The following is a 25,413-nucleotide window of genomic DNA, read 5'->3' as shown; positions in this document are numbered from 1 at the left end:
AGCTCCACGAGCAGGGGGTGCCCCCTCGTCCTCTCGACACCGGCGCGCCCCTTCGGCTCGCTCGCCCGCTCACTTGCTGCCTGCTACTGGACATCCCTGAGGGCCTGCTCGAGGATCGCGGCGCCCTCCTCGGCCTCCGCGACGGTGAGCGAGAGCGGCGGGGCGATGCGCAGCACGCTGGTGTTGTGCCCGCCGCCCTTGCCGATCAGCAGTCCCCCGTCGCGGGCCGCCTCGAGCACGGCGGCCGCCGCGTCCGGGTCGGCCTCGTCGGTGCCGGGCCGCACCAGCTCGACGCCGATCATCAGGCCGCGCCCGCGCACCTCCCGTACGCCCGGAAGCTGGGCGCCGACCGCCCGCAGCCGCTCCATGAGCAGTCCGCCGACGCGCCGGGCGTTGCCCTGGAGGTCGTGCTCCAGCAGGTACGTCAGGTTGGCGAGCCCGGCCGCCATCGTGATCTGCGTGCCGCCGAAGGTCGAGATGCTGTTGGCGTCCAGGCAGTTCATGATCTCGGCGCGGGCGACGACGCCGCCGATGGACATGCCGTTGCCGATGCCCTTGGCGAAGGTGAGGATGTCCGGCGGGCCGCTCCGGCCGTGCGCCTGCCAGCCCCAGAAGTGGTCGCCGGTGCGGCCCCAGCCGGTCTGCACCTCGTCCGCGATCCACAGGATGCCGTGCTCCTGGAGCACGTCGCGGAAGGCCGCGTACAGCCCGTCGGGCGGCGAGGTGAAGCCGCCGACGCCCTGGATCGGCTCGGCGATCAGCGCGGCGGGCGGGCGGGTGTGGCCGAGGAGGTCCCTCAGGTCCTCGACGCAGGCCGCGATGAAGTCGGCGTCGCTCAGGTGGGCGAACGGGCCGCGGGTGCGGACCCCGCCGTGGACGTAGAGCGTCTGCAGCGGGGACAGGGAGGTCGGCGACCAGCCGCGGTTGCCGGTGATGCCGATCGCGCTGAACGAGCGGCCGTGGTAGCTGTTGCGCATCGCCAGGATCTGGTTGCTGCGCCGGTACGTCGTCGCGAGCAGCAGCGCGGTGTCGTTGGCCTCGGTGCCGGAGGTGGTGAAGAAGACGCGGGCGTCCGGGATGCCGCTCAGCCGGGCGATGCGCTCGGCGAGCTCGACCATCGGCCGGTTGAGGTAGAGCGTGGACGAGTGGATGATCCGCCCGGCCTGCTCGCTGACCGCCTTGGTCACCTCGGGCAGCGCGTGCGCGGTCATCGTGGTCAGGATGCCGCCGAAGAAGTCCAGGTACTTCTTCCCGTCGGCGTCCCAGACGTGCCGGCCCTCGCCGTGGGTGATCTCCAGGGGGTCCTTGTAGTACAGGGCCAGCCAGTCGGGCAGGACGGCCTTGTGGCGGTCGTACAGGTCACTCACGGCTTCACCAGTCCTTCGTACGCGTCGGGGCGGCGGTCGCGGTAGAACGCCCACTGCTGCCGCACTTCTTCGATGAGGTCGAAGTCGAGGTCCCGCACGACGAGCTCCTCCTCCTTGTCGCTGGCGACCTCGCCCACAAACTGCCCACGGGGGTCGACGAAGTAGCTCGTCCCGTAGAAGTCGTTGTCGCCGTACTCCTCACGGCCCACCCGGTTGATCGCGGCGACGAAGTACTCGTTGGCGACGGCCGCCGCGGGCTGTTCGAGCTGCCAGAGGTAGGAGGACAGGCCGCGGTGGGTGGCGGAGGGGTTGTAGACGAGCTGGGCGCCGTTCAGTCCCAGCTGCCGCCAGCCCTCCGGGAAGTGGCGGTCGTAGCAGATGTACACGCCGACCTTGCCGACCGCGGTGTCGAAGACGGGCCAGCCGAGGTTGCCGGGTCTGAAGTAGTACTTCTCCCAGAAGCCCTTGACCTGGGGGATGTGGTGCTTGCGGTACTTGCCGAGGTAGGTGCCGTCGGCGTCGATCACGGCGGCGGTGTTGTAGTAGAAGCCGGACTGCTCGACCTCGAAGACGGGGACGACGATCACCATGCCGGTCTCGCGGGCCAGGTTCTGCATACGGCGCACCGTCGGCCCGTCGGGCACCGGCTCCGCCCAGCGGTAGTGCTCGGGCTCCTGGACCTGGCAGAAGTAGGGGGCGTTGAAGACTTCCTGGAAGCCGATGACCTTCGCGCCCTGCCGGGCCGCCTCACGGGCGTGCTCCACATGTTTGGCGATCATGGATTCGGTGTCACCGGTCCAGGTCGCCTGGACCAGTGCGGCGCGTACGACGTGGGCCATGGTGCCGCTCCTTTGCCTGATGGTCCGCAAGGGACGTCAGAGAGCCTCTACGCCCGTAGAACCGGGCTGTAGAGGGTCGAACGTAAGCCTCCGCGGCAGCCTTGCCAAGACCATCGTCGTCAACCCGCTGAGTCGATCACGTTTCGCACCCCTGCGGGTGAGCGGTCGCACCGAGGGCGGACCGGTCAGGCGGTGAATCCGGCGACCCTCAGAGCGTGGACGAGGTCCCAGTGACGTTCGGCGGAGACACCCCGGGCGGCCTCCAGGAGCAACGGTACGAGCAGCTGCGGGCGGGCGGCGACACTGCGGGCGGCCTCCTGAGGCGTACGGACGCGTACGTACGCGTCGAGGAGGGCGCCGGCCTCGCGGTGCCGGCCGTCGGCGTGGAGTCCGAGGACGGCCTCGCCGATCTCCTTCGCGGGCCGTGCGACGCCCTGCCGCAGCATCTCTTCGCCGTCCGTGCTGCGGCCGGCCGCGGTCAGGGCGTCCGCGGCGGCGACGAGGCGGTCGGCGGGCAGCGAGGCGGCCTCCCACAGGAGGGTGGCCCAGTCGGCGCCGAGGCCCGCGCGGTGCAGTTCGGCGGCCAGCAGGGGGTAGCGGTCGGCGGGCCAGTGGGCGGCCTCGACGAGCAGTGCGTGCGCCTCACCGCTGCGGCCCTCGGCGCGCAGCCGGACGAGCGCGGCGACGGTGTCGGCGGTGTGCTGCCGGTCGGCCTCGTCGACGGGCCGGGTACGCGGCTGAGGGGCCTCGGGTGCCTCGGTAGCGGCGGCCCCGGCGAACCGGGCGCCTCGGGGGCCCTGACGCCCGGGCGCGGGTGCGGCCACGGGTGCAACGGTGCCCGTGGGCGGCTCCTGCACGTCCATCACACCGGCGAAACGGGCACTGCCGCGCGGGCGGCGTTTGCGCTGCTTGGCGGGGGCGTCCACTTCGGCGGGAGGGGGGCCGGACTCGCGGCTCACGGATTTCCGGGACGGGCCGGACCGCTCCTCGGAGCCGGGTCCGGGGGCGTCTTCGGTCCGGGCACGGTGCCAGACGGAAGCGTCGTCGGCCGGTCCCGTGTCCGCGCGCTCCGAGCCGCCGTGAGGCCGTTCGGACGGCGCGTCCGGGCTGCCGCCCTGAGGCCGTTCGGACGGCGCGTCCGGGCCCTGCGGCCACCCCTCGCGGCGCGCCCGGGCCACCTCCGCCGACCGGCTCTCCTCATGGCCGCCCGACGGCGCCGCTGTTCCTCTGCCGGCCGGCTCACCGGGCGCCCGAGCTTCCGTGGCCTCGCCGCCCGTGCGGAACACCTCCCCCGCCCAGGCCGCCCCGGAAGACCGCGCGCCCTGTGCGGGCAGGACGCGGTGGTCGAGGGCCTCCATACGGCGGCGCAGCTCCGCGCAGCGGGCCGTGGCGCGGTCGTGGTCGTCCCGGGCCCAGGCGAGGTCGAGCCGGAGCGACGCGGCCTCCTCGCGGGTGGCGGCCGACTCCAGCCTGCGCGCGAGGTCCGCCCTGCGCTCCGCCGCGAAGCGCTTCTCCCGCAACATCACGTCGAGCCGGTCCCCGAGCGCCCCGTGGGCCCCCGGCCGGGCGTCGTACGCGGCGAGTGAGGCACCGTGCAGCGTCCGCGCCCGCTCGGCCTCCGGAGCGGCGACGGCGGGCCCGTATGCGGCGGCGAGGTCCTGCAGCAGCGCCTCCACCACATCCCAGGGCGGCACCTCCCGGCCCTCCAGGCAGGCCCGCATGCCGTCGGGGTCGCGCTGCCAGAAGACGCCGCACCAGCCGCCGCCCTGGTCGAGCCGCGCCAGCAGCCCGTTCAGGTAGCTCGCGAACTCCCGCACCGCTCCCGGGAGTTGATCCACCGCCATCGCCCAGCTCCCGCCCGAGTGGAGTACTCCGGTCCGACAGAAAACACCAGTCGTGTTACGGAAGGGCTACAGGCGGTTTTCAGAGCTGACGCAGTGGGCTCCGCGGGGGCATTCGCGCCCTGTGCGCTCCCCGCCGCGCCGGCGCCGCACTCGGGGGTCGGCCACCCGCCCGTCCGAGGGCGTCCGTCTTTTTGCACATGCCCCTGAACAACGATCGTGCGATGGTGTTCTAAGCGTCAGGGCACGCACCGTACGTGCACGCACGCACCGCAGGCCAAGGCGCACGCAGCGCAGGTGCGCGCACACCCCTCCGGGGCAAACGCACGCACCGCAGGTGTAACTCGGACAACCCCGGGCACCCGCGACGGACCGGCATGTACATCAGCGGAACGGAAGGCCATGACCAGCGGATTCACGGGTCCGCAGGGCTACGGCTCGGACCCCTTCGCAGAGTTCTTCGCACGTATCTTCGGTGGGCAGCGTCCAGGTCCCCGGCAGATCGACCTGGGGCGGCTCCTGAGCGAGCCGGCCCGGCAACTGGTCGCCGGCGCCGCGCGCTACGCCGCCGAGCACGGCAGTCGCGATCTGGACACCCAGCATCTGCTGCGCGCCGCGCTCGCCACCGAACCGACCCGGAGTCTGCTCAGCCGCGCCGGGGCGGACCCCGACTCGCTGGCCTCGGAGATCGACGAACGCTCCGGCCCGGCCCAGCAGAGCTCGGGCGACGCGCCGCCGCCCACCTCGCTCTCCCTGACGCCCGCCGTCAAGCGCGCCCTGCTGGACGCGCACGAACTGGCCCGGGCCAGCGGCACCGGCTACATCGGCCCCGAGCACGTGCTCAGCGCGCTCGCCGCGAACCCCGACTCGGCCGCGGGGCACATCCTCCACTCCCACCGCTTCACCCCCGCTCCCATGCCCCCGGAGGCAGGGGACCACGTGGCGCAGCGCCCCGAACGGCCGCGCCCCACGTCGACTCCGACCCTGGACAAGTACGGTCGCGATCTCACCGACCTCGCGCGGCAGGGCCGTATCGACCCGGTGATCGGGCGGGAGGAGGAGATCGAGCAGACCATCGAGGTGCTCTCCCGCCGCGGCAAGAACAACCCGGTGCTCATCGGTGACGCGGGCGTCGGCAAGACCGCCATCGTCGAGGGGCTCGCGCAGCGCATCGCCGACGGCGATGTGCCCGACGTGCTGCTCAGCCGCCGGGTCATCTCGCTGGACCTGACCGGCGTGGTGGCCGGCACCCGCTACCGGGGCGACTTCGAGGAGCGCCTGAACAACATCGTCGGCGAGATCCGCGCGCACTCGGACGAGCTGATCGTCTTCATCGACGAGCTGCACACCGTGGTCGGCGCCGGTGGCGGCGGCGCGGAGGGCGGCTCCATGGACGCGAGCAACATCCTCAAGCCCGCCCTGGCCCGCGGCGAACTGCACGTGGTGGGCGCCACCACGCTGGAGGAGTACCGACGGATCGAGAAGGACGCGGCGCTGGCGCGCCGGTTCCAGCCGATCCTGGTGCCCGAGCCGTCCGTCCAGGACGCCATCGAGATCCTGCGCGGGCTGCGCGACCGCTACGAGGCCCACCACCAGGTCCGCTACACCGACGAGGCGCTGGTGGCCGCCGTGGAGCTGTCCGACCGCTACCTCACCGACCGGCATCTGCCGGACAAGGCGATCGACCTGATCGACCAGGCGGGCGCCCGCGTGCGGCTGCGCGCCAAGACCAAGGGCACGGACGTACGGGCCCTGGAGCGGGAGGTCGAGCGGCTGACCCGGGACAAGGACCAGGCGGTGGCCGACGAACAGTACGAGCAGGCCACGCGGCTGCGTGACCGCATCGTGGAGCTGAAGCAGCGGATCGAGGAGGCGAGCGGCGAGCCCGAGGCCGACGAGGGACAGCACCTGGAGGTCACCACGGAGGCCATCGCCGAGGTGGTGTCCCGGCTGACCGGCGTCCCGGTGAGCCGGCTCACCGAGGAGGAGAAGGAACGGCTGCTCGGCCTCGAGCAACACCTGCACCAACGGGTCGTCGGGCAGGACGAGGCGGTCGCCGTGGTCGCCGACGCGGTGCTGCGCTCGCGGGCCGGCCTGGCCAGCCCCGACCGGCCGATCGGCAGCTTCCTGTTCCTCGGCCCGACCGGCGTCGGCAAGACGGAGCTGGCGCGGGCGCTCGCGGAGGCGCTGTTCGGCAGCGAGGAGCGCATGGTCAGGCTCGACATGAGCGAGTACCAGGAGCGGCACACCGTCAGCCGGCTGGTGGGCGCCCCGCCCGGGTACGTGGGTCACGAGGAGGCCGGGCAGCTCACCGAGGTCGTACGGCGGCACCCGTACTCGCTGTTGCTGCTCGACGAGGTGGAGAAGGCGCACCCGGACGTCTTCAACATCCTGCTCCAGGTCCTCGACGACGGGCGGCTGACCGACTCCCAGGGCCGGACGGTGGACTTCACCAACACGGTCATCGTGATGACGAGCAACCTGGGCTCGGAGGCGATCACCCGGCGCGGCGCGGGCATCGGATTCGGTGCCGGTGGTGCCGAGGCGGACGAGGACGCGCGGCGGGAGCAGATCCTGCGTCCGCTGCGTCAGCACTTCCGGCCGGAGTTCCTCAACCGTATCGACGAGATCGTCGTCTTCCGCCAGCTGACGGCCGAACAGCTGCGGCAGATCACCGACCTGCTGCTCGACAAGACCCGGCGCCGGCTGCAGGCGCAGGACATCGACGTGACGTTCAGCGAGCGGGCCGTGCAGTGGCTGGCGCAGCGCGGCTACGAGCCTGAGTACGGCGCTCGTCCGCTGCGCCGCACGATCCAACGGGAGCTGGACAACCGGCTCTCCCGTCTGCTCCTGGACGGCCGGATCGAACGCGGCAGCGCGGTCGAGATCGACGTGGAGGAGGACCGACTCGCGTTCCACCCGCGGCCGCGGGCCTCGGCGCGGGCTTCCGCCGACGGGGAGCCGGGCGGCGGTGCGGCCCGCGCCCCGGAGGGCGGGGCCGCACCCTGGTGAGCGTGAGACTCCCGGCGGCCGTCAGGACGCCGGGGTCACCACCATCGCCGAGCCGCCACCGCGTCGCACCTTCTCGGCGGCGGCCAGCCACCTGCCGCCCGGCAGGCGCTGGACGCCCGTCGCCGCGCCGATCTCCGGGTTCAGCGTGAACGAGTGCCCGATGGCCTCCAGCTGGGCGCGCAGAGAGCTGTCGTAGAGGGCGGGTTCCAGTTCCGTCTTCGCCGCGTTGCGCTGGCTGGCGCGCGGCGCGGCGATCGCGTCGACCAGCGGCAGGTGACGGTCGAGGAACTCGGTCAGGGTCTGCAGCACGGTCGTGATGATGGTCGCGCCGCCGGGCGAGCCGAGTGCGACGACCGGGCGGCCCTGCTTGTCGAGCACGATCGTCGGGGAGATCGAGGAGCGCGGACGCTTGCCCGGGCCCGGCAGGTTCGGGTCGTGCACGGCCGGGTTGGCGGGGGCGAAGGAGAAGTCCGTGAGCTCGTTGTTGAGCAGGAAACCGCGGTGCGGGACGGTGATGCCGCTGCCGCCGGTCTGCTCGATGGTGAGGGTGTAGGCGACGACGTTGCCCCACTTGTCGGCGACCGTGAGGTGCGTGGTGTTCTCGCCCTCGTACGTGGTCGGGGCCGCCGTCCCGCCGGTCGCGCAGGGCGCCGGGTGGCGCGGGTCACCGGGCGCCAGGGGGCTGGTGAGCACCGCGTCGTCCTTGATCAGGCACGCGCGTGAGTCGGCGTACTTCTGCGACAGCAGGTCCTTGGTCGGCACGTCCTCGAAGGCGGGGTCGCCGACCCAGCGACCGCGGTCCGCGAACGCGATACGGCTGGCCTCGATGAAGTGGTGCAGGTACTGCACCTCGCTCGCCTTCGAGAGGTCCGTCCTCTCCAGGATGTTGAGCGCCTCGCCGACGGTCGTGCCGCCGGAGGACGAGGGCGCGATGGAGTAGACGTCGAGGCCGCGGTAGGACGTCTTCGTGGGCGCCTGGAGCTTGGCGCCGTAGGCCGCGAGGTCCTTCTCGGACAGCTTGCCCGGGCGGGCGTTCCAGCCCGAGGCCGGGTCCACCGGGGGCTTTTCGACCGTCGCGACGATGTCCTCGCCGAGGTCGCCGTGGTAGATCGCGCCTATGCCCTTGCGGCCCAGCTCCTCATAGGTACGGGCGAGGTCGGGGTTCTTGAAGGTGGAGCCGACGACGGGGAGTCGGCCGCCCGGCAGGAAGAGCTTGGCGGTGTCGGGGAAGTACCGGAAGCGGGTCTCGTTGGAGGCGGTCTGGGAGCGGAAGGTGTCGTCGACGGTGAAGCCGTCGCGGGCGATCCGCTCGGCCGGCTTCAGCACCGTGCCGAGCTGCTTGGTGCCCCACTCGTCCAGCGCCTTCTGCCAGGTGGCGGGCGTGCCGGGGGTGCCGACGCTCAGGCCGCTGCTGACGGCGTCGGCGAAGGCGAGCGGCTTGCCGTTCTCCACGAACAGGTTCGGGTCGGCGCTCAGCGGTGCCGTCTCGCGGCCGTCGATGGTGTGCACCGTACGGGACCTGGCGTCGTAGTAGACGAAGTAGCCGCCTCCGCCGACGCCCGCGGAGTACGGCTCGGTGACGCCGAGCGCGGCGGCCGTGGCGACGGCCGCGTCGACCGCGTTGCCGCCCTTCTTGAGGACCTCGATGCCGGCGGCGGACGCGTCGGCGTCGACACTGGCCACGGCCCCGCCGTAGCCCACGGCCACCGGCACTTTCGCCGGAGTCGTTCCCTCCGGCCCCGAGGCGGCGTGCGGCGGCGCGGCCGCTCCCACCGACAACAGGGCGGCCGAGACCGCCGAAACCGCCAGTTTCCGCGCGACAGGGCGACGCATTCGTACCTCCAGTGGCGTGCGTCCACGCAGGGTAACCACATTGCCATGGCCCCGTCAGCACCGCCTCGAGCGCTGGTCCGAATGGGCGACTAGCATGCGCCGCCATGAACGACGACGTGCGCAACATCGTCCTCGGGGTGATAGCCGCCGGTATCAGTGCCGCGTTCGGCTGGCTCGCCCGTACGTATCTGTGGAGGCGCAAGCTGCGCCGCAAGCAGGCGTTCTTCGGGCTGCCGGACCACTCGGAGTCGCTGCTGGTGGTCAACCGCGCGGCAGGTGGACCGGAGCTGTCGGTGAAGCGTCACGACGTGTTCGCCCTGCTCGAACTCTCCGCTCTGATCAAGGACTGCAACGCGCGTGCCCAGGTCGTGGCGCACGACGCCACTCAGCAGGGCTTCGGCGGTCGGACGGAGTTCTGCGTCGGCGGCCCCTACTCCAACCGTCGGACGGCGGCCCACCTTTCCTCGCTGCTGCCGGGTGTGTGGGTCAACACGGACCCCGAACCGGTGGCGGAACGGGGCACGTTCAGGATCGGCGGGGAGCACTACCGCATGGAGGGCGGCCGGATCGAGTACGTCCTGCTCGCCCGGCTCACCGCGGACGGGCAGGAGGACGCCCGCCCGGTGTTCCTGTTCTGCGGTCAGCGGGCCGTCGACAACCAGGCCGCCACCCGCTATCTCGTCCGTCACCACGAGCGGCTGCACCGCAGGTACGGCACCGGATCCTTCGTGCTGCTGCTGAAGGTGGTCAATTCGCAGGCGTACGGCCCGGATGTGGTCGAGCTGGTCGCGGACGTGACGCGGGCGGCACGGACGCCGCAGCCCGAGCCGGCCTCCGCCGACACGCCCGCTTAGAAGTTCAACAAACTTTACCGGTACGTAACTTACCGACGGGTTACTTGCGGTAAGCGAGCACGGTTACCGTCGGGTCACTTTGCACTGACATGAGTGAAGGAGTGACCCATGGGACACAGTCGCACCTCTGTGCGCACCGCCGCCGCAGGAGCCGTGTCGGCGGCGTTGGTCGCCGGTACCGTCGTCGGCCTCGCGCCCGCCGCCCAGGCCGGCAGCGTCCGCTTCGTCGACATCTCCGGCGACGGCGGCACCGTACTGAAGGCGAACGTCGTCATGCCTGCCGGCGCCGACGGCTCGCGCCGTTACCCGCTCATCGTGCTGCCCACGAGCTGGGGCCTGCCGCAGGTGGAGTACCTGACGCAGGCCCAGAAGCTCGCGGACACCGGCTATGTGGTGCTCACCTACAACGTGCGCGGCTTCTGGCAGTCCGGCGGACAGATAGAAGTGGCCGGTCCGCCGGACACAGCGGACGCCTCCAAGGTCATCGACTGGGCCCTCGCACACACTCCGGCCGATCCGGCGCACGTCGGGATGGCCGGGGTCTCCTACGGCGCCGGGATCAGCCTGCTGGCCGCCGCGCACGACAAGCGCATCAAGGCGGTGGCCGCCCTCAGCGGCTGGGCGGATCTCATCGACTCGATCTACTCGGGCCGCACCCAGCATGTGCAGGCGGCGGCCGTCCTGGACGGCGCTGCCACCCTCACCGGCCGGGAGAGCCCCGAACTGCGCGAGATCTTCGACAACCTGTACTCCTCGAACCTGTCGAAGGAGCAGCAGATGATCGACTGGGGGCGGAAACGTTCCCCCGCGACCTACGTCGACCAGCTGAACAAGAACGGCGCGGCCGTCATGCTCGCCAGCGCCTGGGGCGACACGGTCTTCCCGGCCAACCAGAACGCCGACTTCTACGAGAAGCTGACCGTGCCCAAGCGGCTCGAACTACGCCCCGGCGACCACGCGACCGCCGAACTGACCGGCCTGTTCGGGCTGCCCAACGACGTCTGGACGGACACCGAACGCTGGCTGGACCACTATCTCAAGGGCGTCGACAACGGCATCGACCGTGAGCAGCCGGTCCAGTTGCAGTCCCGTAGCGCGGGGGGGTACGAGGGCTACCCGGACTGGAAGTCGATCGCCGCGACCCGCCGGAAGATCGCGCTCGCCGGCTCCACGACCATCCACGCCAACGTCGACTCCGGCGCCGACGGCGGGATCGTCTTCCTCTCCAGCATCCTCGACCAGGTGGGCCGGCTCCCGCCGGTCGCGTCGATCCCGCTGCTTCCGCGCCGCTGGGCCGCCGTGTGGCAGTCGGAGAGGTACGGAAGCACCCAGCACGTGCGCGGCACGGTGAAGCTGCACACCACACTCACGCCCACCAAGGAGAGCGGAACCCTCGTCGCATACCTGTACGACGTGGGCCCGCTCGGCCTCGGCAAGCTGGTCAGCAACGCGCCGTACACCTGGCACGGGCGAACGCCCGGCACGCCGTTCGGCGTCGACCTGGAGCTGTTCTCCACGGCCTACGACGTCCCGGCCGGGCACCGCCTCGCGCTGGTCGTCGACACGGTCGACCCGCTGTACATCGAGCACAACCCTTCCGGCGCACAGCTGACCTTCTCCTCGCCCGCGAACGACCCGTCCTACGTGTCGATTCCGCTGCGCGAGCAGTGATCTTCGGCTGTCGCCTTCCGGGCCCGGCCCTCTGAGCTGCTGCTCCCCTTCCCCTCGCGGTCGACGGACCGCGGGGGGATCCCCACGGCCGCCAACACCACGGGGATGAACGGCACATCGTAGTCGAGACTCGGCGGGATGCGCCGGGCGGACGGCCACGCACCGGCCGCCGCTCGCCCACGACGGGTCTCCACGCCCGGCTGCCGCCGCCCCTTCGTGCCCGCGGTCACCGTGGACCACAGCTTCGCCGGGGCGTACCGGTGAAGCCGGACGCCGCCTGCCGCTCTCGCCGACCGGAGCCGGACCCGAGCTCCACCGCCGGGCGTCCCGCCCGGTCGGCGACCGTTTCGGCGCGGCTCCGGCCGCCTGAGGGGTGGTGCCGCAGCACCTCCCGGGGTGTGGTTTGGGGCACGGCGCGCCGGGAACTCCGAAAATAGGATTTATCGGGCACAGCTCAAGGGACACGGCCCGGCGGCAGCCCTCGTCGGGAGGCGTCATGGTCATCCTGGGGATCATTCTCCTCATCATCGGGTTCGTCGCGAACATCGCCGTCCTCTGGACGATCGGGATCATCCTCGTCGTCATCGGAGCCGTACTGTGGCTCCTCGGCTCTCTCGGACACGCGGTGTTCGGGCGACGGCACTACTGGTAGTGCCGGTCGGTCGATGGGCGCCGCCGCGACCGGCGGCATCCGGCGGCCCCGCCCTCCGCGCAGCCGGGTTCACCCGGCTCGTGGCGGCGGGGCCCGTCCGTGTCCGCGCCCGGGGCGAGCGTCGCGATCCGAGGTCAGCCGGATCCGTCCCACGTCTGCCGCCGGGGCACGGCGCTGGTTCCCGACCGGGGCGCTCCGCCCTGCCTGGGGACCGTCGGACGGGGCCGGGAGGGGCGCGTACCGCCGGGCTCGCCCCGTAGCGCGGTGGTTCCGCGCGCCCAGGCCAGCAGACCCGGGTCCTCCAGCGTGTCCACCCACAGGTCGGCCAGGGCCACGGCCTCCCCGCCGGGCCTCCGCCCCACTCCGAGAGCCCGCAGACCCGCCGCGCCGGCGGCCTTCAGCCCGTTGAGCGAGTCCTCGACGGCCAGCGCTCTGCCGCACTCCACGCCCAGGCGCCGCGCGGCCTCGGCGTAGGTGTCGGGGTGGGGTTTGGGGCGTACTCCCGCGCCCGGCACGACGATGTGCCGGAAGTGGTGCCGCAGTCCCACGGACTCGAGGGAGAACTCCACCACGTCTGCGGGACAGTTGCTGGCCACGGCCAGCGGCACCGCCCGGCTCAGGGCCGTCACCAGGGACCGCGCCCCGGGCATCGGCACGGGATCCCGGGCGACCAGAGCGCGGAACGCCGCCAGGAGTTGCCGGGTCATCTCCTCGGCTCTGTCGGGCCTGCCGGCGAGGCGGGCCATCAGGGCTCCGCACTCGGTGTAGTGCAGGCCCTTGCTGCGGTGCGTGAACTCCGCGTCGGGTACGACTCCGTGGCCGCGCAGGACCGTGTCGCGCGCTTGCTGCCAGTGCCGTTCGGAGTCCACCAGTGTGCCGTCGCAATCGAAGACGACGGCGGCTGGAGTCCAGTCGAAAATACGGTGGGTCGTCATGTGTGTGCCGTTCTTGGCGCAGGACGGAACGGCCGGAAGGCGGCACGTTCCGCCGGTGGGAATGCCGGTGTGCGCCTGCTGCGCTTTCTTCGCTTCGGGAAAGCGTCGGGAAAGCGTGACCTCGCAGGCCGAGATGACTGGTTCACGCATGCACGGGTCACGCATCGCGGTCTGCGGTGGTCCTGACCGCATCCGGAACCAGAAACATAATGAACGCTACGCTCTTCTGGAGCAGTCGTGAAGATTTGCCACCGCAATACCCACGTGTGGGTGACGCCTTATCGATAACGCAGCATGCCTGCGGCTGTACGCTCACCGCCCTGCCGAATGAAGAAGAAGCCGGTACGGCCGTGCGGGAAGCAGTGAATGACCGCGGGCGGTGCGTGTTCGGTGAACTTCAGGGCCGTCATACGGCCGGAAACCGGCCGGAGCAGAAGTCCTCCGCTGCGCAGGGCGATCGCCTGTCGTGCCGCCTCCAGCAGTGCCATCCCCGGCACATGGTCGGTGCCGTGGTCGAAGTAGTAGGGGTGACGTGGATCGGCCGGGTCCAGCAGAATGTCGTCCTCCTGGCGGGAGATGAGGACATCGGCGCTCGACTCGAGCCCCAGGACGGCCGGTTGCGGCCGGGGGCGGTGGCTCGGCGCCGGGGCCGCCACAGCGAGCCGGGAGCGGATTTCCGCGTACCGCCGGGCGCCGAGAATCCGCGCCCCGCCCGCCGCGTGTGCGAATGTGCGGCCTCCGGCCAGGAATTCGGCCCGCATCCGCAGCGCGGCCACCCCTTTCCCGTTCCGGTCGGTGCGGAGGTCACGGACCGACACCCGGCAGGTGACCTCGCTGGCGCCGTGCGGTGCCGTGGGTTCCGCGCTCGTGTCGAGCCGGAAGGAGACGTCGTCGATCAGGAAGTGCGCCGTGGCCGGCACGCCGAAGTGGCGCAGCGGAACGCAGATGCCGAGCTGGCGCAGGGTCTCGACGAGCATCCAGGGGCTGTGCCGGTCGTCGCGACCGCGGGGGAACGTGGGGTGCGAGCGTGTCCACGCCGCGGCGGCACAGAAGGTGAGCGGCCCGCACGAGCGGACGTCCGTCAGCAGCACCTCGGCCACCGAGATCCGGTGCACCGCCTCGCGTTCGACGGTCCTGGACCAGCTCAAGGACGAACAACAGAAAGGGGAATCCATGAAAAAAGCTAATAAGACTATTGCTGCTTTCGCATGTGCGACCCCGCTGACCGTCCGGCGGGACGGCTACATTCCTCCTCGCGACCCATCGACGGACAAGGGGCAACGCGTGCAGGATCGGGCGGAAGAGACCCGCAAAGCCGTATTGCTGGCCGCGGCTCACCTGTTCTTCGAACGTGGGTACGCAGCAACCAGTATCAGTGACATCAGCGAACGGTCCGGCCGCACCAGCGGAGCCATCTACTTCCACTACACCAACAAGGAACAGCTCGCCCTTGCCGTGGTGAAGGCGCACTTCGCGACCTGGCCGGCCATGATCGCGCGCCATGAGGCCACCGCCGAACCGGCCCTGGAGAAGCTCGTCGGTCTCAGCTTCGCGGTCGCCCGGGCATTCCGGGACGACGTCCTCGTCCGCGCGGGCGCCCGGCTGTGGGCCGAGCGGAAGTCCATCGACGTGGAGATGCCCCCGCCCTTCGTGGACTGGATCGCCACGGTCGAACGGATGCTCACCCAGGCACGCGCCGACGGAGACCTCGCGCCCGGGGCGGACCCCAGCCGCGACGCCCCCACCCTGGTCGCCGCGTTCTTCGGGCTGCACACGCTCTCCGACGCCCTCGACGACCGCCTGCTGATCGAGGACCGCCTGACCGACCTGTGGCTGCTGCTCCTTCCGGGCCTCCAGGCCGAGCCCGCGCCACGGGCGCTGCTGGCCACGGTGGGCGCCCGGGTGGCCGCCGACGTCCCGAGCTAGACCTCCGCCACTTCGGCATACACCTGGGACAGCTCGGGGGCGCCCGTGGAGGCCCAGGTGTGGCCGTCGGTGACCACGTCGATCTCGCGGCCGGAGGCCAGCCGGACCACGGGGTGGCCGTTCGGCCAGATCTCCCATGTGGCGCCGGGGACCGTGCGCACGATGACCGTGCCCAGATAGAGGCCCGCGTCGTTCCCGAGCCAGGGCAGGACCTCCGCGTCGTCGCGCCAGCGCGGCAGGAGCTGGTCGAGCGCCTCCAACGAGGCCGTGGAGTCGTCGAGTTCGACGCCCGCCTGCTCGGCGTGGGAGCGCAGCAGCTCGCATTCGGACAGGAGTCCGGTGACAGCGTCAGTGTCGGCGTCACCGTCGGAGAACACCGCGACGCCCAAGGCGGGACCGCGTTTCTTGCGCCAGTTGCCCAGGAAGGAGATGTTCATACGCCCAGCGTGACACCGGCGCGCGCCGAGACACCACAGGCGCGCAGAGTTCGCCGTCACGCCCCTGCGGCTACGGCTCCAGGTCCACCACCACCGGCGCATGGTCCGAGGCGCCCTTGCCCTTGCGCTCCTCGCGGTCCACATAGGCGTCCTTGACCGCCTTCGCGAACGGCTTGTTGCCGTACACCAGGTCGATGCGCATACCGCGGTTCTTGGGGAAGCAGAGCTGGCGGTAATCCCAGTACGTGAACGGGTGCTCGTACTTCAGCGGGCGCGGCACCACGTCCTCCAGGCCCGCCTCCCGCAGGGAGGCCAGGGCGGCACGCTCGGCCGGGGTGACATGGGTCGAGCCCTCGAAGGCCGTGATGTCGTAGACGTCGTCGTCCGTCGGCGCCACGTTGTAGTCGCCCAGCACCGCGAACGGGCGGCTGCCCGCGGCGTCGCCCGCGACGGCCGCCTTCAGCGCCTCGAACCACTGCAGCTTGTACGCGTAGTGCGGGTGGCCCACCTCGCGGCCGTTCGGCACGTAGACCGACCAGACCCGGACCGGGCCGCAGGTCGCGGAGACGGCGCGGGGCTCCTCCACGCCGTCGTAGCCCGGGTCGCCGGGCAGGCCCTTGACCACGTCCTCCAGGCCGACGCGGGAGAGCACCGCGACGCCGTTCCACCGGCCGTCCGCGTGGACCGCCGCCTTGTAGCCCAGCTCGCGCAGCTGGTCGTAGGGGAACTGGCCCTCGGCGATCTTGGCTTCCTGGAGGCAGAGCACGTCCGTGCCGCTGCTCTCCAGCCAGGCCAGGAGCCTCGGGAGGCGGGCGGTGATCGAGTTCACGTTCCAGGTCGCGATGCGCATGCCTCACAACCTACCCGGCGGGTACGACAACCGGCTCCCGCCCTGTCTCCCGAGGCTTCCGCCCCCCTCAGACCTCCGCCGATCCGCCCGGCGTCAGCCTCAGGTGCTCGGCTCCGCCCAGGGCGCCGATCTGGTGGTCGTAGATCGGGCGGGCCAGGTCGGTCAGGAGGGCGTCGTGGATGTCGTACGCGCGCTGCGGCTTGACCTCACGGACGTACTCGATCACCTCGGCGATCTTGTTCCAGGGCGCCATCACCGGGAGCATCAGCGTCTCGACGGGGCGGTCGGGGACGGTGAGGGCGTCGCCGGGGTGGAAGAGCCTGCCGCCGTCGATCAGATAGCCGACGTTCGTGATGCGCGGGATGTCCGGGTGGATCACGGCGTGCAGTTCGCCGTGCACCTGGACGTCGAAACCCGCGGCGGTGAAGGTGTCACCGTGGCCGACGGTGTGCACGCGGCCCGGGAAGGCCGCCGAGATCTGCTCGGCGACCGACTTCAGGGTCCAGATCTGGGCGCCCGGGTTGGCCTCCATGCCGGCCCGCAGCCGGTCCTCGTTGAAGTGGTCGAGGTGCTCGTGCGTGACCAGGATGGCGTCCGCGCCGACCGCGGCGTCCTCCTCGCTGAACGTGCCGGGGTCGATGACGAGCGTCCGCCCGTCCTTCTCCAGCCGGATGCAGGCGTGCGACTTCTTCGTGAGCTTCATGGGTCCATCCTGCCCTCGCCCCGGGGGGCGTGGGCCCACGGAGCATGGTGTTCCTGGTACCCGGTCTGCGATCACTCCTGGGGGGTGGTCTCCTCCCGGATGACCTGCTGCGCCACCTTGAACGCACGGTTCGCGGCCGGTACACCGCAGTAGACCGCGGTCTGGAGCAGCACCTCCCCGATCTCGGCGGGGGTCAGGCCGTTGCGCAGGGCCGCCCGGGTGTGCGCGGCGAGCTCGTCCAGATGGCCGGCCGCGACGAGCGCGCTGAGGGTGACACAGCTACGGGTGCGCCGGTCGAGGCCGGGCCGGGTCCAGATCTCGCCCCACGCGTAGCGAGTGAGGAAATCCTGGAAGTCGCCGGAGAAGTCGTCCGTGGCGGCCAGGACCCGGTCGACGTGCGCGTCGCCGAGCACCTCGCGGCGGATCTTGATCCCGGTGTCGTACGGATCGGGCCGGACCGAGGGCTCTGCCGGGGCCGCGGCCGGGGCGATCTCGGCCACGGGGGCCACCGGTGGCGGCGCGACCGGCACCGGCTTCGCCGGGGACGCCGCGATCGCCGCCATCTGTCCGGTGGTCGCGTCGAAGGCGGGCTGCCACGCGGTCGCGAAGTGGTGGACGAGCAGGTCGGTGACCGCCGCGGGCTGTTCCACGGGCACCAGGTGGGAGGCGCCGGGGACGACCGCGAGCCGGGCGTCCGGGATCCCGGCGACCAGGGTGCGTGCCTCGGCGGGTCCGGTGACCTGGTCCTCGGAGCCGACAAGGACCAGGGTGGGCACACCGATGCGGCTCAGTTCGGCCCGTACGTCGAAGGCGGCGAGCGCCTCGCAGGCCGCGATGTAGCAGCCGGGGTCGGTGGTGCGGACCATCTGCACGGCCCACTCGGTGATCGCGGGCTGCGCGGCGGCGAACCCTCCGGTGAACCAGCGCTCCGGGGACGTGCGGGCGATCGGGTCCAGTCCGTTCGTCCGGACGATCACACCGCGCTGGCGGAACTCGTCCGCCGTGCCGAAGCGGGGCGAGGCGGCGATCAGCGCGAGCGAGGCGAGGCGCTCGGGGCGGCGCAGGGCCAGTTCGATGCCCACGGCGCCGCCGAGGGCGCAGCCCGCGTAGCCGAAGCGCTGCACACCGAGCGCGTCGAGGGTGGCGAGCAGGCGGGCGGTGAGGTCGGCGACGGCACCCGCCGGGTGGGCGGGTGCGCCGCCGTGACCGGGCAGGTCGAAGCGGAAGACGCGCCACTGCTTGGCGAGCTCCGGAACCTGCCGGTCCCACATGTGCCATGTGGTACCCAGTGAGGGACCCAAGATCAGGACCGGAGCGTCTTCTGGCCCGTCAAAGCGGTATTGCAGGGTGTTCGGGGGTGTCTCACTCACGCCCCAGACCCTCTCACGTCTCACGGACGCCCCTATAACGCGGGGGCGCGGGAAACCGGTCTGACCAGGTTGAAGACCTCGCGGGCGACATACCGCTTGAGGCATCGGATGATCTCGCGCCGGGTCTTGCCTTCCTGGGTGCGGCGTTCGTAGTACGCCTGGGTTCGGGGGTCGTGGCGCAGGCGGGTGAACACGATGCGGTGCAGGGCGGCGTTGGCCTGCCGGTCGCCGCCGTGGTTGAGCCGTCGCGTGATGCGCCGCCCGGAGGAGTACTCGATGGGGCTGACTCCGCAAAGGGCAGCAAAGGACGCCTCGGTGTTCAGCCGCTCGGGATTGTCCCCCATGGTGATCAGGAGAGTGACGGCGCTGTCCGGGCCGATGCCCATCGGTACGAGCAGTTGCGGCGCGTGGCGTTCGACGAGCCGGGTCAGGCGTTGGTTCAGCTCGTTGATCTGCCCGGTGAGCTGTTCGATGCGTTCGGCGAGCATGCGTAATGTCATGTGGGTGGCCTGGACCACCGCGTCCTCGTCTCCCCCACCCTCGGGAGAGCCGAGGCGCGCGCAGGTGCGGAACAGCTCGGCATTGCCCAAGCTCGACAACCGTTCCCGCAGGGCGGGGTCGGCGATCACTAGGACGGCCTTGAGCTGGTTGATCGCCTGTGTGCGGGCCTTGACCGCGGAGTCCTTGGCGAGTTTGTAGATCCGGGCGCCTTGCACGGGTCCGTCGCCGGACTTGGCCTGGGCCCGGGTGCGACCGCTGAGCACGGCTCGCGCTGCGGCCTGCGCATCGAGCGGGTCCGACTTGCCGAGCAGACGGCGGGCTGTGCGGTCGGGCCGGTTCACTTCGAACACCTGGATCTGCTGGGTCAGCAGGTAGCGGGACAGGCCCGCGCCGAAGGTACCGGTGCCCTCCACACCGGCCCGGCGCACCGTCCCCCGCCTGCGGGCCCACACGAGCAGCCGCCGGTAGCCGGCCACCGTCGCCGGAAAGGACTCGGTGCCCAGGATCTTGCCCAGCGGGGACACCACGGCGGCGACGTGAACCTCACCGTGCGTGTCCACGCCGAGCACGACTTCTCTCCGCACGGGAGGATCCGTACTGGAGGAGGTGCTGCGCTGTCTGGTCGTCATGGTGGTTCGCCTCCCGCAGGGTGACACGCTGAGTGGATGGCACCGGCCCGCTCGGGCGGTCTGAACCGTGATGGCGCCTGGAACTCGGCAAGGCCCCTATTGGGACACGCCCTGTGGCTCGGTGACAGCAGAAGCCAGCCCGCAACGACGGTCGACAAGCCTGTGACTGGACACTTCGGTCAAAGATCTCAAGAGTCAGACCCCCGTCCGGGACGGCATCGCGCAACCGTCGCATCGATCCCGGCGTATCGGCATCTACCGACCACAGCCGGATGGCTTCGCCCGAACCAATGCCCAACCTGGCCGGAGCAGGCTGAGAATGAGTTGACTCCCCGCCCACTCGCGACCGGCAATGACAGACAGCCGTCTGGGCCGCCTTACGGTCGCCCTCCATCGGCCATCGCACGAACGGCTTCGAGCCCTCATTCTGGTGCACGGTTGTCCGCAAGTCATGGCGCGGGCTGCCAAAGAGGCTGCCTAGCAACTCGGCAAAGGCACCGGCGAGTGCTTGGGAACTCGGTCTACTCGAGTAACGGGGAACAGCAGCACCGCACGAAGGGGCGCCCGCGTGGAAGGCATGGCGCATGTGGGCGCTGCCGGACCCGATGCTCGCGGCCCCCGTCACCGACCCGGCGCCGCCCGATGGGTGGGCCGCCGAGGAGAAGTGGGACGGTTCTCCAGACACCTCGTGATGTCTCATTCGCGTTGGCACCGTTCACCCAGGTCACGACTGGTCCTTCGTGCGTGCGGCTGAGGCTTGCCGGGTGTCTGCGCCGCTGCTGACGTGCCGCTGGGTCTCCTGGGGGCCGTGCCAGTCCAGGCAGACGGCGGTGGCATCGTCTTCGAGCCGGCCGTCGGCGGCGTCCCGGACCGCGGACGTCAGCGCCAGCGCGGTCTCCCTCGGGTGCAGATTCCGGGTGCACCCCAGCAGGGCGGGCAGATCGACCTTCTCTCCGTGACGTTCGAGCATGCCGTCGGTGAACATGAGCAGACGGTCACCGGGCCGCAGGTCGAGGTCCTGCACACGGTACGGGTGGGGAGTCAGCTCAGACAGCCCGAAGGGATGGTCCACCTCGCAGGCAATCGTCTCCACAGCCCCGTCGCGCATGCGCAGCGGCCAGGGATGACCGGCGTTGACGAACCGGGCCCGCCCGGTATGGAGATTGATGCGCAGGAGCTGCCCGGTGGCATGACCGTGGCCGTGTTCGATCAGTGCCTGGTCTGCCCGGTGGGCCTGTTCGCCCAGGCCGGTGCCCGCCCGGCGGGCACCGCGCAGGGCGCCCACCAGGACCGTGGCGGCCAGGGCGGAATCCATGTCGTGGCCCATGGGATCGGTCACCGACACGTGCAAGGTGTCGCGGTCCACGGTGTAGTCGAAGGTGTCGCCGCTGAGGTCCTCGGAGGGCTCCAGGTTCCCGCACAGGGTGAACTGTGCGGCCTCGCACGACAGCGACAGGGGCAGCAGCTGGTACTGGATTTCAGCTGCCAGGGTGGCCGGCTTGGAGCGTTTGCCCCAGGTGTAGAGATCGGTGAAGCGGCCGTTGGCGATCACGATGTAGGCCAGGATGTGGGCGGCTTCCCCGACTGCGTCGAGCACGTCCTCGCCAGGGCCGGTCGGCAGGAGCAGTTCCAGCAGCCCGATCGCATCCCCGCGGTTGGTGACGGGCACGATCACCCGCTGCCCCTCGCCGGTCGCGTCCTGATACAGGCGCTGGGTACGGATCACCTCCTCGTAGACACTGCCGAACAGGGGAACCCGCTCGGCCTGCCGCCCACCCTGAGTGGGAGCGGTGGACAGCCGAGCCACCGCCTTCCCCGTCAGGTCCACGATGAGGAAAGAGACCTTAGTGGCCTCGAAACGCCGCCGCAGGTCCTCCGCGATCACGTCGACGGCGTCCGCCGGCGCCGCTGTCTCCGCTGCTGTCAGCAATCGAGTGAGCCCACTTTGTCCACCGCTCACGACCGCAGTCCCTTCCGCAACCCCCCACCAGCTTGGTAATCACCGCAGTGAGCGTCAATCCGTGAACAGTCACGCTCCGGCGTTCGCCCGCGGACGGGGCCGCCACGGCTGCTCTGTACAAAAGCGGCTCGACAGGCCGATGTCTTATGCGACACGCCAGAGTCTGGAGCTCCATGGTGGGCGGGCTTCGACACGTCCGGAGGAGTAACTCACAGCCGGTCACCCCGTACGGGAGCCGGATCGTCGGCGGCACCGAGGCTTGAGCCGCGACCACCCATGTAGGACTTCCGGACGGGGAGCAGCGCGCTCCCACGGTCGGCGACCTGCCGCTTGCCGAACGACGGTTCGTGGGGCCTGTGCCCGCGCCGCCGCTCATGCCGCGTCGCGCCAGGCGGCGATACCGGTCACCGTGACCGCGACGGTGACCGGCTCCGCGGCACCGTGGGTGGCGAGGTGGGTGACGAGGGCGGCTGTCACCCGGTCGTGGACGATTCGGGCGATGTCCAGCGCCCGCCGACCCTCCGTCAGGACGCAGCGCACCTCGATGTGCCATCCCGACCCGTCCGGCGCCCGGTCGGCGCGTATGCCGGCCTCGGGTGGCGTGGTGTCCGCCCGGGTGGGCGCGGCGGCTGCCGCGAGGCGCCGGGCGAGGCGGGGTTGCAGGGCGGCCACGCCAGGAACCGCGAGGGCTGCCTCGGCCGCGACGCCGAGGAGCGCGGTGGTGCCGGTGGCGGTCATCATGCGCCACCGCCCGTCGGGAGGCGGGGACCTGGGGTCGGCCCCGGTTCCAGAACGTCGGCCACGGTGATGTCGACGGCTGTCACCGTAAGCCCCAGGTCCTGTCCGGCCGAGTGGAGGACCGTTCGGCGTACCTGGTGGACCCGGTCGGGCAGCGGGCGGTCGAGGGCGGCGGCCAGGGTCATGGTCACCCGCACGTCGGTGCCGTTGCCCTCGGGTACGAGCCGGCAGGTCGCGGCCCTGGCACCGGGGACCGTGTCCGCGGCCTGCCTCAGCACCTTCGCCGCGGCGCTCTCGGCGATCCGCAGGTCGCGGTCGGGGTCGGCCAGGGGCAGCAGTCGCCCGAACCGGGCCTCTGCCCTGACGACGTCCATGACCCGGTCCGCGAGTGCGTGCAGGCCCGGAGGGTCCTCGTCGCGCAGCGCCCGGGCGGCCGCGTTCACCGTTGCCAGTCCCTCGACTGCCTCTCGGCAGTGAGGACAGGACACCGGGTGCAGGTCGGCGGCCGGCGGTGCGTCCCGCGCCTGTTCCCAGACCCGGCTGAGCAGGCGGCCGCAGGGCAGTACCTCATCGCCTGCGATCGGGGGCACGTCGGCGGCGGCCGAGCCGTTGCGGGGCCCGCCGGCTCCGGGCGGTCCGGGAGGCCGCGTGTGCGGGTCGTCTAGCGCCATGGGCCCATCGCCTCCTGCAGGGATCGGCGTGCCCTGAACAGTCTGCCGCGTACCGTCTGCTCGCCGGTACGCGTCACGTGCGCGATCTCCTTGTAGGGCAAGCCCTGCACCTCCCTCAGGATCCAGCAGACCCGCTGCCCGGCGTCCAGCTCGGCGAGTGCGCGGGACAGGGCGGCCGTGGCCGCGTCCTGCTCGGCGGTCCGGGCGGGCTGGCTCCACGCGTCGCCCGCCGCGGGTTCGGCGACGGCGTCCAGGGGGAGGGGCGGCGGTCGGCGGCGGCACATGGTCTGGCAGCGGTTGACGGTGATCCGGTACATCCAGGTGCGGAACTCCGCCCTGTGGCGGTATTCCGGCAGGTGGCGCCAGGCGCTGACGAAGGCGTCCTGAACGGCCTCTTCTGCGTCCTGGGGGTTGCCCAGCATGCAACGGGCCAGGGCCAGGAGGGACCGGCTGTGCCGCTGGACGAGAACGGCGAAGGAGTCCTCGTCCCCCTCGGCCGCCCGTACGGCCAGCAGGCGGTCGGGCAGGTCGCATCCCAGTCGTGGGGAAGCAGTGCGTTCGATCATGGCGCTCCCACGCAGGCTCGGAACAAGCGTGTACCCCTGAACCGAGCTGTGATGCATGTCACACATCGGGCATGTGAGGAACACGCCGCCCGGTATGTCCAACCTTTGACGGGCACCATTCCGGTGTCCGGCCGACCGATCGAGGCGACCGCCATGACGGACAACATCACCAGCGTCGGCGGGGGCAGCCGGCCCGAAGCGGACGTGAGCGCGCTCAAGGGCCGCACCGGGGCCGGGGCTCCGGCCGAGACACGGGGCAGGACCACCATCGCGGACGGTGTGGTGGCCAAGATCGCGGGCATGGCCGCCCGCGAGGTACCGGGCATCCACAGCCTGGGCGCGGGGATGGCCCGCGCCTTCGGCGCCATGCGCGAACGCGTCCCCGGCGCAGGCGGAGGCGGAGGCGGAGCGGTCACCCGCGGCGTCAAGGTCGAGGTCGGGGAACGGCAGGCCGCGGTGGACCTGGACGTCGTCGTCGAGTACGGCGTCTCCATCGTCGACGTCGCGGGCGGCGTACGCACCAACGTCATCAGCGCCGTGGAGCGGATGACGGGCCTGGAGGTCGTCGAGGTGAACATCGCCGTCGACGACGTCCATCTGCCTGACGACGAGGAGGAACAGACCGAACCGAACGAGGGCCGCGTGAGGTGACCGCTGCCAGGAGCACCGCCGTGTCCTCGGGCCCGAGCGGATGATCACGGCGAGAGGGACGCTCGCGAGACGGGTGAGTGCGAGATGAACACAGCAACGACGGGACTCGCGGCCGGCATGGCCCTCGGCTTCGCCGGCTACTTCGGCGGCTTCTGGGCGTTTCTGCTGGTGCTGGTCCTGGGCGCGGCGGGGCTGATCGTCGGCCTCGTCGTACAGGGCGACCTGGACCTCCGGACACGGAGGCAGCGGTGAAGACCCAGCCCGGTTCCCCCGGTGAGGGGTCGGGCCCGCCGGCGCCGGCCGCCGGGCTGCCGCCCCCGGCCGAGCGGGGCGCCACCGTCATCCCGGACAGGGTGGTCGCCCGTATCGCCGCGCAGGCCGCGCGCGCGGCGCAGGCGCGGCGCGCCGCGGTACCGCCCGATCGGGGCGGACCTGCGGCACCCCACGCCTCCGCCGCCGTCCGTACCGGATCGGTGCGCCTGCATCTGACCATGGACCTGCCCTACCCCACCGACATCCCGCGTGTCTGCGAGCGGATCCAGCGGGACGTCGCCGAACGGGTCGCCCAGCTGACCGGGCTGCGAGTGGGAGAGGTCCTCCTCACCGTCCGGCGGCTGGTGACCGCCACCGACTCGAGCCGGGGGCGGGTCCGGTGAGCGGCCGGGCGGCCCGGGTCACCGGGCACGCCGTGCAGGAAGGGCGATCGTGATGACATCCGGTCCACGTCCCCCGGGCCGCGGCTCCGCGTCGTCCGGGCACCGTGCCGCAGTGCCGCTGACGAAGGAGCCCGATCCTCCCGAACGCGACGTGTCCACCTCGGACCTCACAGCCGGTGAGCGCGAAGGAGGGCACCGAACCCGTCGCAAGTGGTCGGCGCGCAGCGTCACGGCGGCGCTCGTCGCCGCGGTGATCCTCGTGGCCGCGGTCGCGACGCTCGTCGACGTCGTCGCCGTACGGGCGGGACGTCCGGCCACGGCCTGGCGACGGCACCTGGCCGACGAACTGGCGACCCGCCCGGTGGACGACGTATGGATGCTGACGGGGGCCGCCGTGGCCGCCGCCGTCGGCGTCTGGCTGATCGTCCTGGCCCTCACCCCCGGTCAGCGACGCTGGCTGCCCCTGCGCTCACCCGCCGGCTGCCCGCGATTGCGGGCCTTCGTGGACCGCAACAGCGCCGCCGTCCTGCTGCGCGACGCCGCCATGCGGGTCCCCGGAGTCGGCGCGGCGCACGTCCTGGTGGGCCGCCACCGCATCAAAGCCCGCGCGGACGTCCGCTTCCGCGAGCCCCGACAGGTGAAGGACGACCTCACCGCCGTCCTCGACGAGGAGCGCGACCGGCTCGCCCTCGCCCGTCCTCTCCGCATCGCCGTACGGACGCGGCGACGCACCCGCTGACACAAGACCCGC

General features: G+C 71.5%; 24 protein-coding genes. 9 read left to right on the top strand and 15 right to left on the bottom strand.

All coding sequences use genetic code 11. From position 1 onward, the window contains the following. Window positions 1-83 precede the first annotated feature (83 nt). From ACFYZE_RS20065 to ACFYZE_RS20055, 3 genes are all read right to left on the bottom strand, one after another. Window positions 84-1,367 (bottom strand): aspartate aminotransferase family protein, encoded by a 1,284-nt coding sequence (locus tag ACFYZE_RS20065; protein ID WP_388995518.1) that lies wholly within the window; start codon window positions 1,365-1,367, stop codon window positions 84-86. Further along, window positions 1,364-2,206: a nitrilase-related carbon-nitrogen hydrolase gene (locus ACFYZE_RS20060; RefSeq protein ID WP_388995515.1), complete on the bottom strand. Its 843-nt coding sequence runs from the start codon at window positions 2,204-2,206 to the stop codon at window positions 1,364-1,366. The genes ACFYZE_RS20065 and ACFYZE_RS20060 overlap by 4 nt, the downstream gene beginning before the upstream one ends. 185 nt (window positions 2,207-2,391) lie before the next feature. Next, the gene (locus tag ACFYZE_RS20055) at window positions 2,392-4,050 is read right to left on the bottom strand and encodes a hypothetical protein (protein WP_388995512.1); all 1,659 of its coding nucleotides are present in this window, start codon (window positions 4,048-4,050) and stop codon (window positions 2,392-2,394) included. Window positions 4,051-4,449: 399 nt separating this feature from the next. On the opposite strand from ACFYZE_RS20055, the gene ACFYZE_RS20050 reads away from it, so the two are divergent. Then, window positions 4,450-7,059 carry an ATP-dependent Clp protease ATP-binding subunit gene (locus tag ACFYZE_RS20050; protein WP_388995509.1) on the top strand — a complete coding sequence of 870 codons (2,610 nt, stop codon included), beginning with the start codon at window positions 4,450-4,452 and terminating at the stop codon, window positions 7,057-7,059. Between the two features lie 21 nt (window positions 7,060-7,080). Here ACFYZE_RS20050 and ggt read toward each other — a convergent pair whose 3' ends face one another. Then, window positions 7,081-8,892 carry a gamma-glutamyltransferase gene (gene ggt / locus ACFYZE_RS20045; RefSeq protein WP_388995506.1) on the bottom strand — a complete coding sequence of 604 codons (1,812 nt, stop codon included), beginning with the start codon at window positions 8,890-8,892 and terminating at the stop codon, window positions 7,081-7,083. 104 nt (window positions 8,893-8,996) lie between these two features. Between ggt and ACFYZE_RS20040 the strand changes: the two genes are divergently transcribed. The 3 genes from ACFYZE_RS20040 to ACFYZE_RS20030 all read left to right on the top strand — a co-directional run bounded on the left by ACFYZE_RS20040 (window position 8,997) and on the right by ACFYZE_RS20030 (window position 12,069). Continuing rightward, the gene (locus ACFYZE_RS20040; protein ID WP_388995503.1) at window positions 8,997-9,746 is read left to right on the top strand and encodes a hypothetical protein; all 750 of its coding nucleotides are present in this window, start codon (window positions 8,997-8,999) and stop codon (window positions 9,744-9,746) included. Window positions 9,747-9,854: 108 nt separating this feature from the next. Continuing rightward, on the top strand, window positions 9,855-11,417 hold the full coding sequence (locus tag ACFYZE_RS20035) for a CocE/NonD family hydrolase (protein WP_388995500.1): 1,563 nt from the start codon (window positions 9,855-9,857) through the stop codon (window positions 11,415-11,417). Window positions 11,418-11,913: 496 nt separating this feature from the next. Next, the gene (locus ACFYZE_RS20030) at window positions 11,914-12,069 is read left to right on the top strand and encodes a DUF6131 family protein (protein ID WP_388995497.1); all 156 of its coding nucleotides are present in this window, start codon (window positions 11,914-11,916) and stop codon (window positions 12,067-12,069) included. 134 nt (window positions 12,070-12,203) lie between these two features. Here ACFYZE_RS20030 and ACFYZE_RS20025 read toward each other — a convergent pair whose 3' ends face one another. Both ACFYZE_RS20025 and ACFYZE_RS20020 read right to left on the bottom strand, forming a co-directional pair. Further along, entirely contained in the window at window positions 12,204-13,004 is an 801-nt protein-coding gene (locus ACFYZE_RS20025; protein WP_388995494.1) for an HAD family hydrolase, read from the bottom strand. A 278-nt stretch (window positions 13,005-13,282) separates the two neighbouring features. Beyond that, window positions 13,283-14,152, bottom strand: coding sequence for a ScbA/BarX family gamma-butyrolactone biosynthesis protein (locus ACFYZE_RS20020; RefSeq protein ID WP_388995491.1), 870 nt, complete (start codon window positions 14,150-14,152; stop codon window positions 13,283-13,285). A gap of 136 nt (window positions 14,153-14,288) precedes the next feature. Here ACFYZE_RS20020 and ACFYZE_RS20015 point away from each other — a divergent pair, with 136 nt between their 5' ends. Then, entirely contained in the window at window positions 14,289-14,930 is a 642-nt protein-coding gene (locus ACFYZE_RS20015) for a ScbR family autoregulator-binding transcription factor (RefSeq protein WP_388995488.1), read from the top strand. Here the strand turns inward: ACFYZE_RS20015 and ACFYZE_RS20010 are convergent. From ACFYZE_RS20010 to ACFYZE_RS19970, 9 genes are all read right to left on the bottom strand, one after another. After that, window positions 14,927-15,367, bottom strand: coding sequence for a DUF6278 family protein (locus ACFYZE_RS20010; RefSeq protein ID WP_388995485.1), 441 nt, complete (start codon window positions 15,365-15,367; stop codon window positions 14,927-14,929). The two genes, ACFYZE_RS20015 and ACFYZE_RS20010, sit on opposite strands and share 4 nt — an antisense overlap. 70 nt (window positions 15,368-15,437) lie before the next feature. Continuing rightward, window positions 15,438-16,217 (bottom strand): exodeoxyribonuclease III, encoded by a 780-nt coding sequence (locus ACFYZE_RS20005; protein ID WP_388995482.1) that lies wholly within the window; start codon window positions 16,215-16,217, stop codon window positions 15,438-15,440. 67 nt (window positions 16,218-16,284) lie between these two features. Further along, window positions 16,285-16,920, bottom strand: a complete 636-nt coding sequence (locus ACFYZE_RS20000; protein WP_388995479.1) for an MBL fold metallo-hydrolase — start codon at window positions 16,918-16,920, stop codon at window positions 16,285-16,287. Window positions 16,921-16,991: 71 nt separating this feature from the next. Beyond that, window positions 16,992-18,290 carry a 4-carboxymuconolactone decarboxylase gene (pcaC, locus tag ACFYZE_RS19995; RefSeq protein ID WP_388995476.1) on the bottom strand — a complete coding sequence of 433 codons (1,299 nt, stop codon included), beginning with the start codon at window positions 18,288-18,290 and terminating at the stop codon, window positions 16,992-16,994. A gap of 32 nt (window positions 18,291-18,322) precedes the next feature. Next, complete coding sequence (locus ACFYZE_RS19990; RefSeq protein WP_388995473.1) at window positions 18,323-19,420, bottom strand: IS110 family transposase; 1,098 nt, start codon at window positions 19,418-19,420, stop codon at window positions 18,323-18,325. 724 nt (window positions 19,421-20,144) lie between these two features. After that, window positions 20,145-21,350 (bottom strand): PP2C family protein-serine/threonine phosphatase, encoded by a 1,206-nt coding sequence (locus ACFYZE_RS19985; RefSeq protein ID WP_069777868.1) that lies wholly within the window; start codon window positions 21,348-21,350, stop codon window positions 20,145-20,147. A gap of 402 nt (window positions 21,351-21,752) precedes the next feature. Then, a complete protein-coding gene (locus tag ACFYZE_RS19980) occupies window positions 21,753-22,121 on the bottom strand; it encodes a hypothetical protein (RefSeq protein ID WP_233273550.1) in 369 nt (122 codons plus the stop codon). Beyond that, window positions 22,118-22,789 carry a hypothetical protein gene (locus ACFYZE_RS19975; protein ID WP_158926423.1) on the bottom strand — a complete coding sequence of 224 codons (672 nt, stop codon included), beginning with the start codon at window positions 22,787-22,789 and terminating at the stop codon, window positions 22,118-22,120. Before ACFYZE_RS19975 ends, ACFYZE_RS19980 begins: the two co-directional genes overlap by 4 nt. Further along, window positions 22,780-23,355 carry an RNA polymerase sigma factor gene (locus tag ACFYZE_RS19970; protein ID WP_199272894.1) on the bottom strand — a complete coding sequence of 192 codons (576 nt, stop codon included), beginning with the start codon at window positions 23,353-23,355 and terminating at the stop codon, window positions 22,780-22,782. The genes ACFYZE_RS19975 and ACFYZE_RS19970 overlap by 10 nt, the downstream gene beginning before the upstream one ends. A 153-nt stretch (window positions 23,356-23,508) precedes the next feature. On the opposite strand from ACFYZE_RS19970, the gene ACFYZE_RS19965 reads away from it, so the two are divergent. The 4 genes from ACFYZE_RS19965 to ACFYZE_RS19950 all read left to right on the top strand — a co-directional run bounded on the left by ACFYZE_RS19965 (window position 23,509) and on the right by ACFYZE_RS19950 (window position 25,401). Continuing rightward, window positions 23,509-24,006, top strand: coding sequence for an Asp23/Gls24 family envelope stress response protein (locus tag ACFYZE_RS19965; RefSeq protein ID WP_135790982.1), 498 nt, complete (start codon window positions 23,509-23,511; stop codon window positions 24,004-24,006). Between the two features lie 84 nt (window positions 24,007-24,090). Then, window positions 24,091-24,258 carry a hypothetical protein gene (locus ACFYZE_RS19960; RefSeq protein WP_030645371.1) on the top strand — a complete coding sequence of 56 codons (168 nt, stop codon included), beginning with the start codon at window positions 24,091-24,093 and terminating at the stop codon, window positions 24,256-24,258. Then, window positions 24,255-24,662, top strand: a complete 408-nt coding sequence (locus ACFYZE_RS19955) for an Asp23/Gls24 family envelope stress response protein (protein ID WP_388995467.1) — start codon at window positions 24,255-24,257, stop codon at window positions 24,660-24,662. Before ACFYZE_RS19960 ends, ACFYZE_RS19955 begins: the two co-directional genes overlap by 4 nt. A gap of 112 nt (window positions 24,663-24,774) precedes the next feature. After that, entirely contained in the window at window positions 24,775-25,401 is a 627-nt protein-coding gene (locus tag ACFYZE_RS19950) for a DUF6286 domain-containing protein (protein WP_388995464.1), read from the top strand. Window positions 25,402-25,413 lie beyond the last annotated feature (12 nt).

Source organism: Streptomyces sp. NPDC001796 (genome assembly GCF_042892355.1).
Lineage (GTDB): Bacteria > Actinomycetota > Actinomycetes > Streptomycetales > Streptomycetaceae > Streptomyces.
Note: the sequence above shows the minus strand (reverse complement) of the source record. Positions and strands in the feature narration are given on the sequence as shown.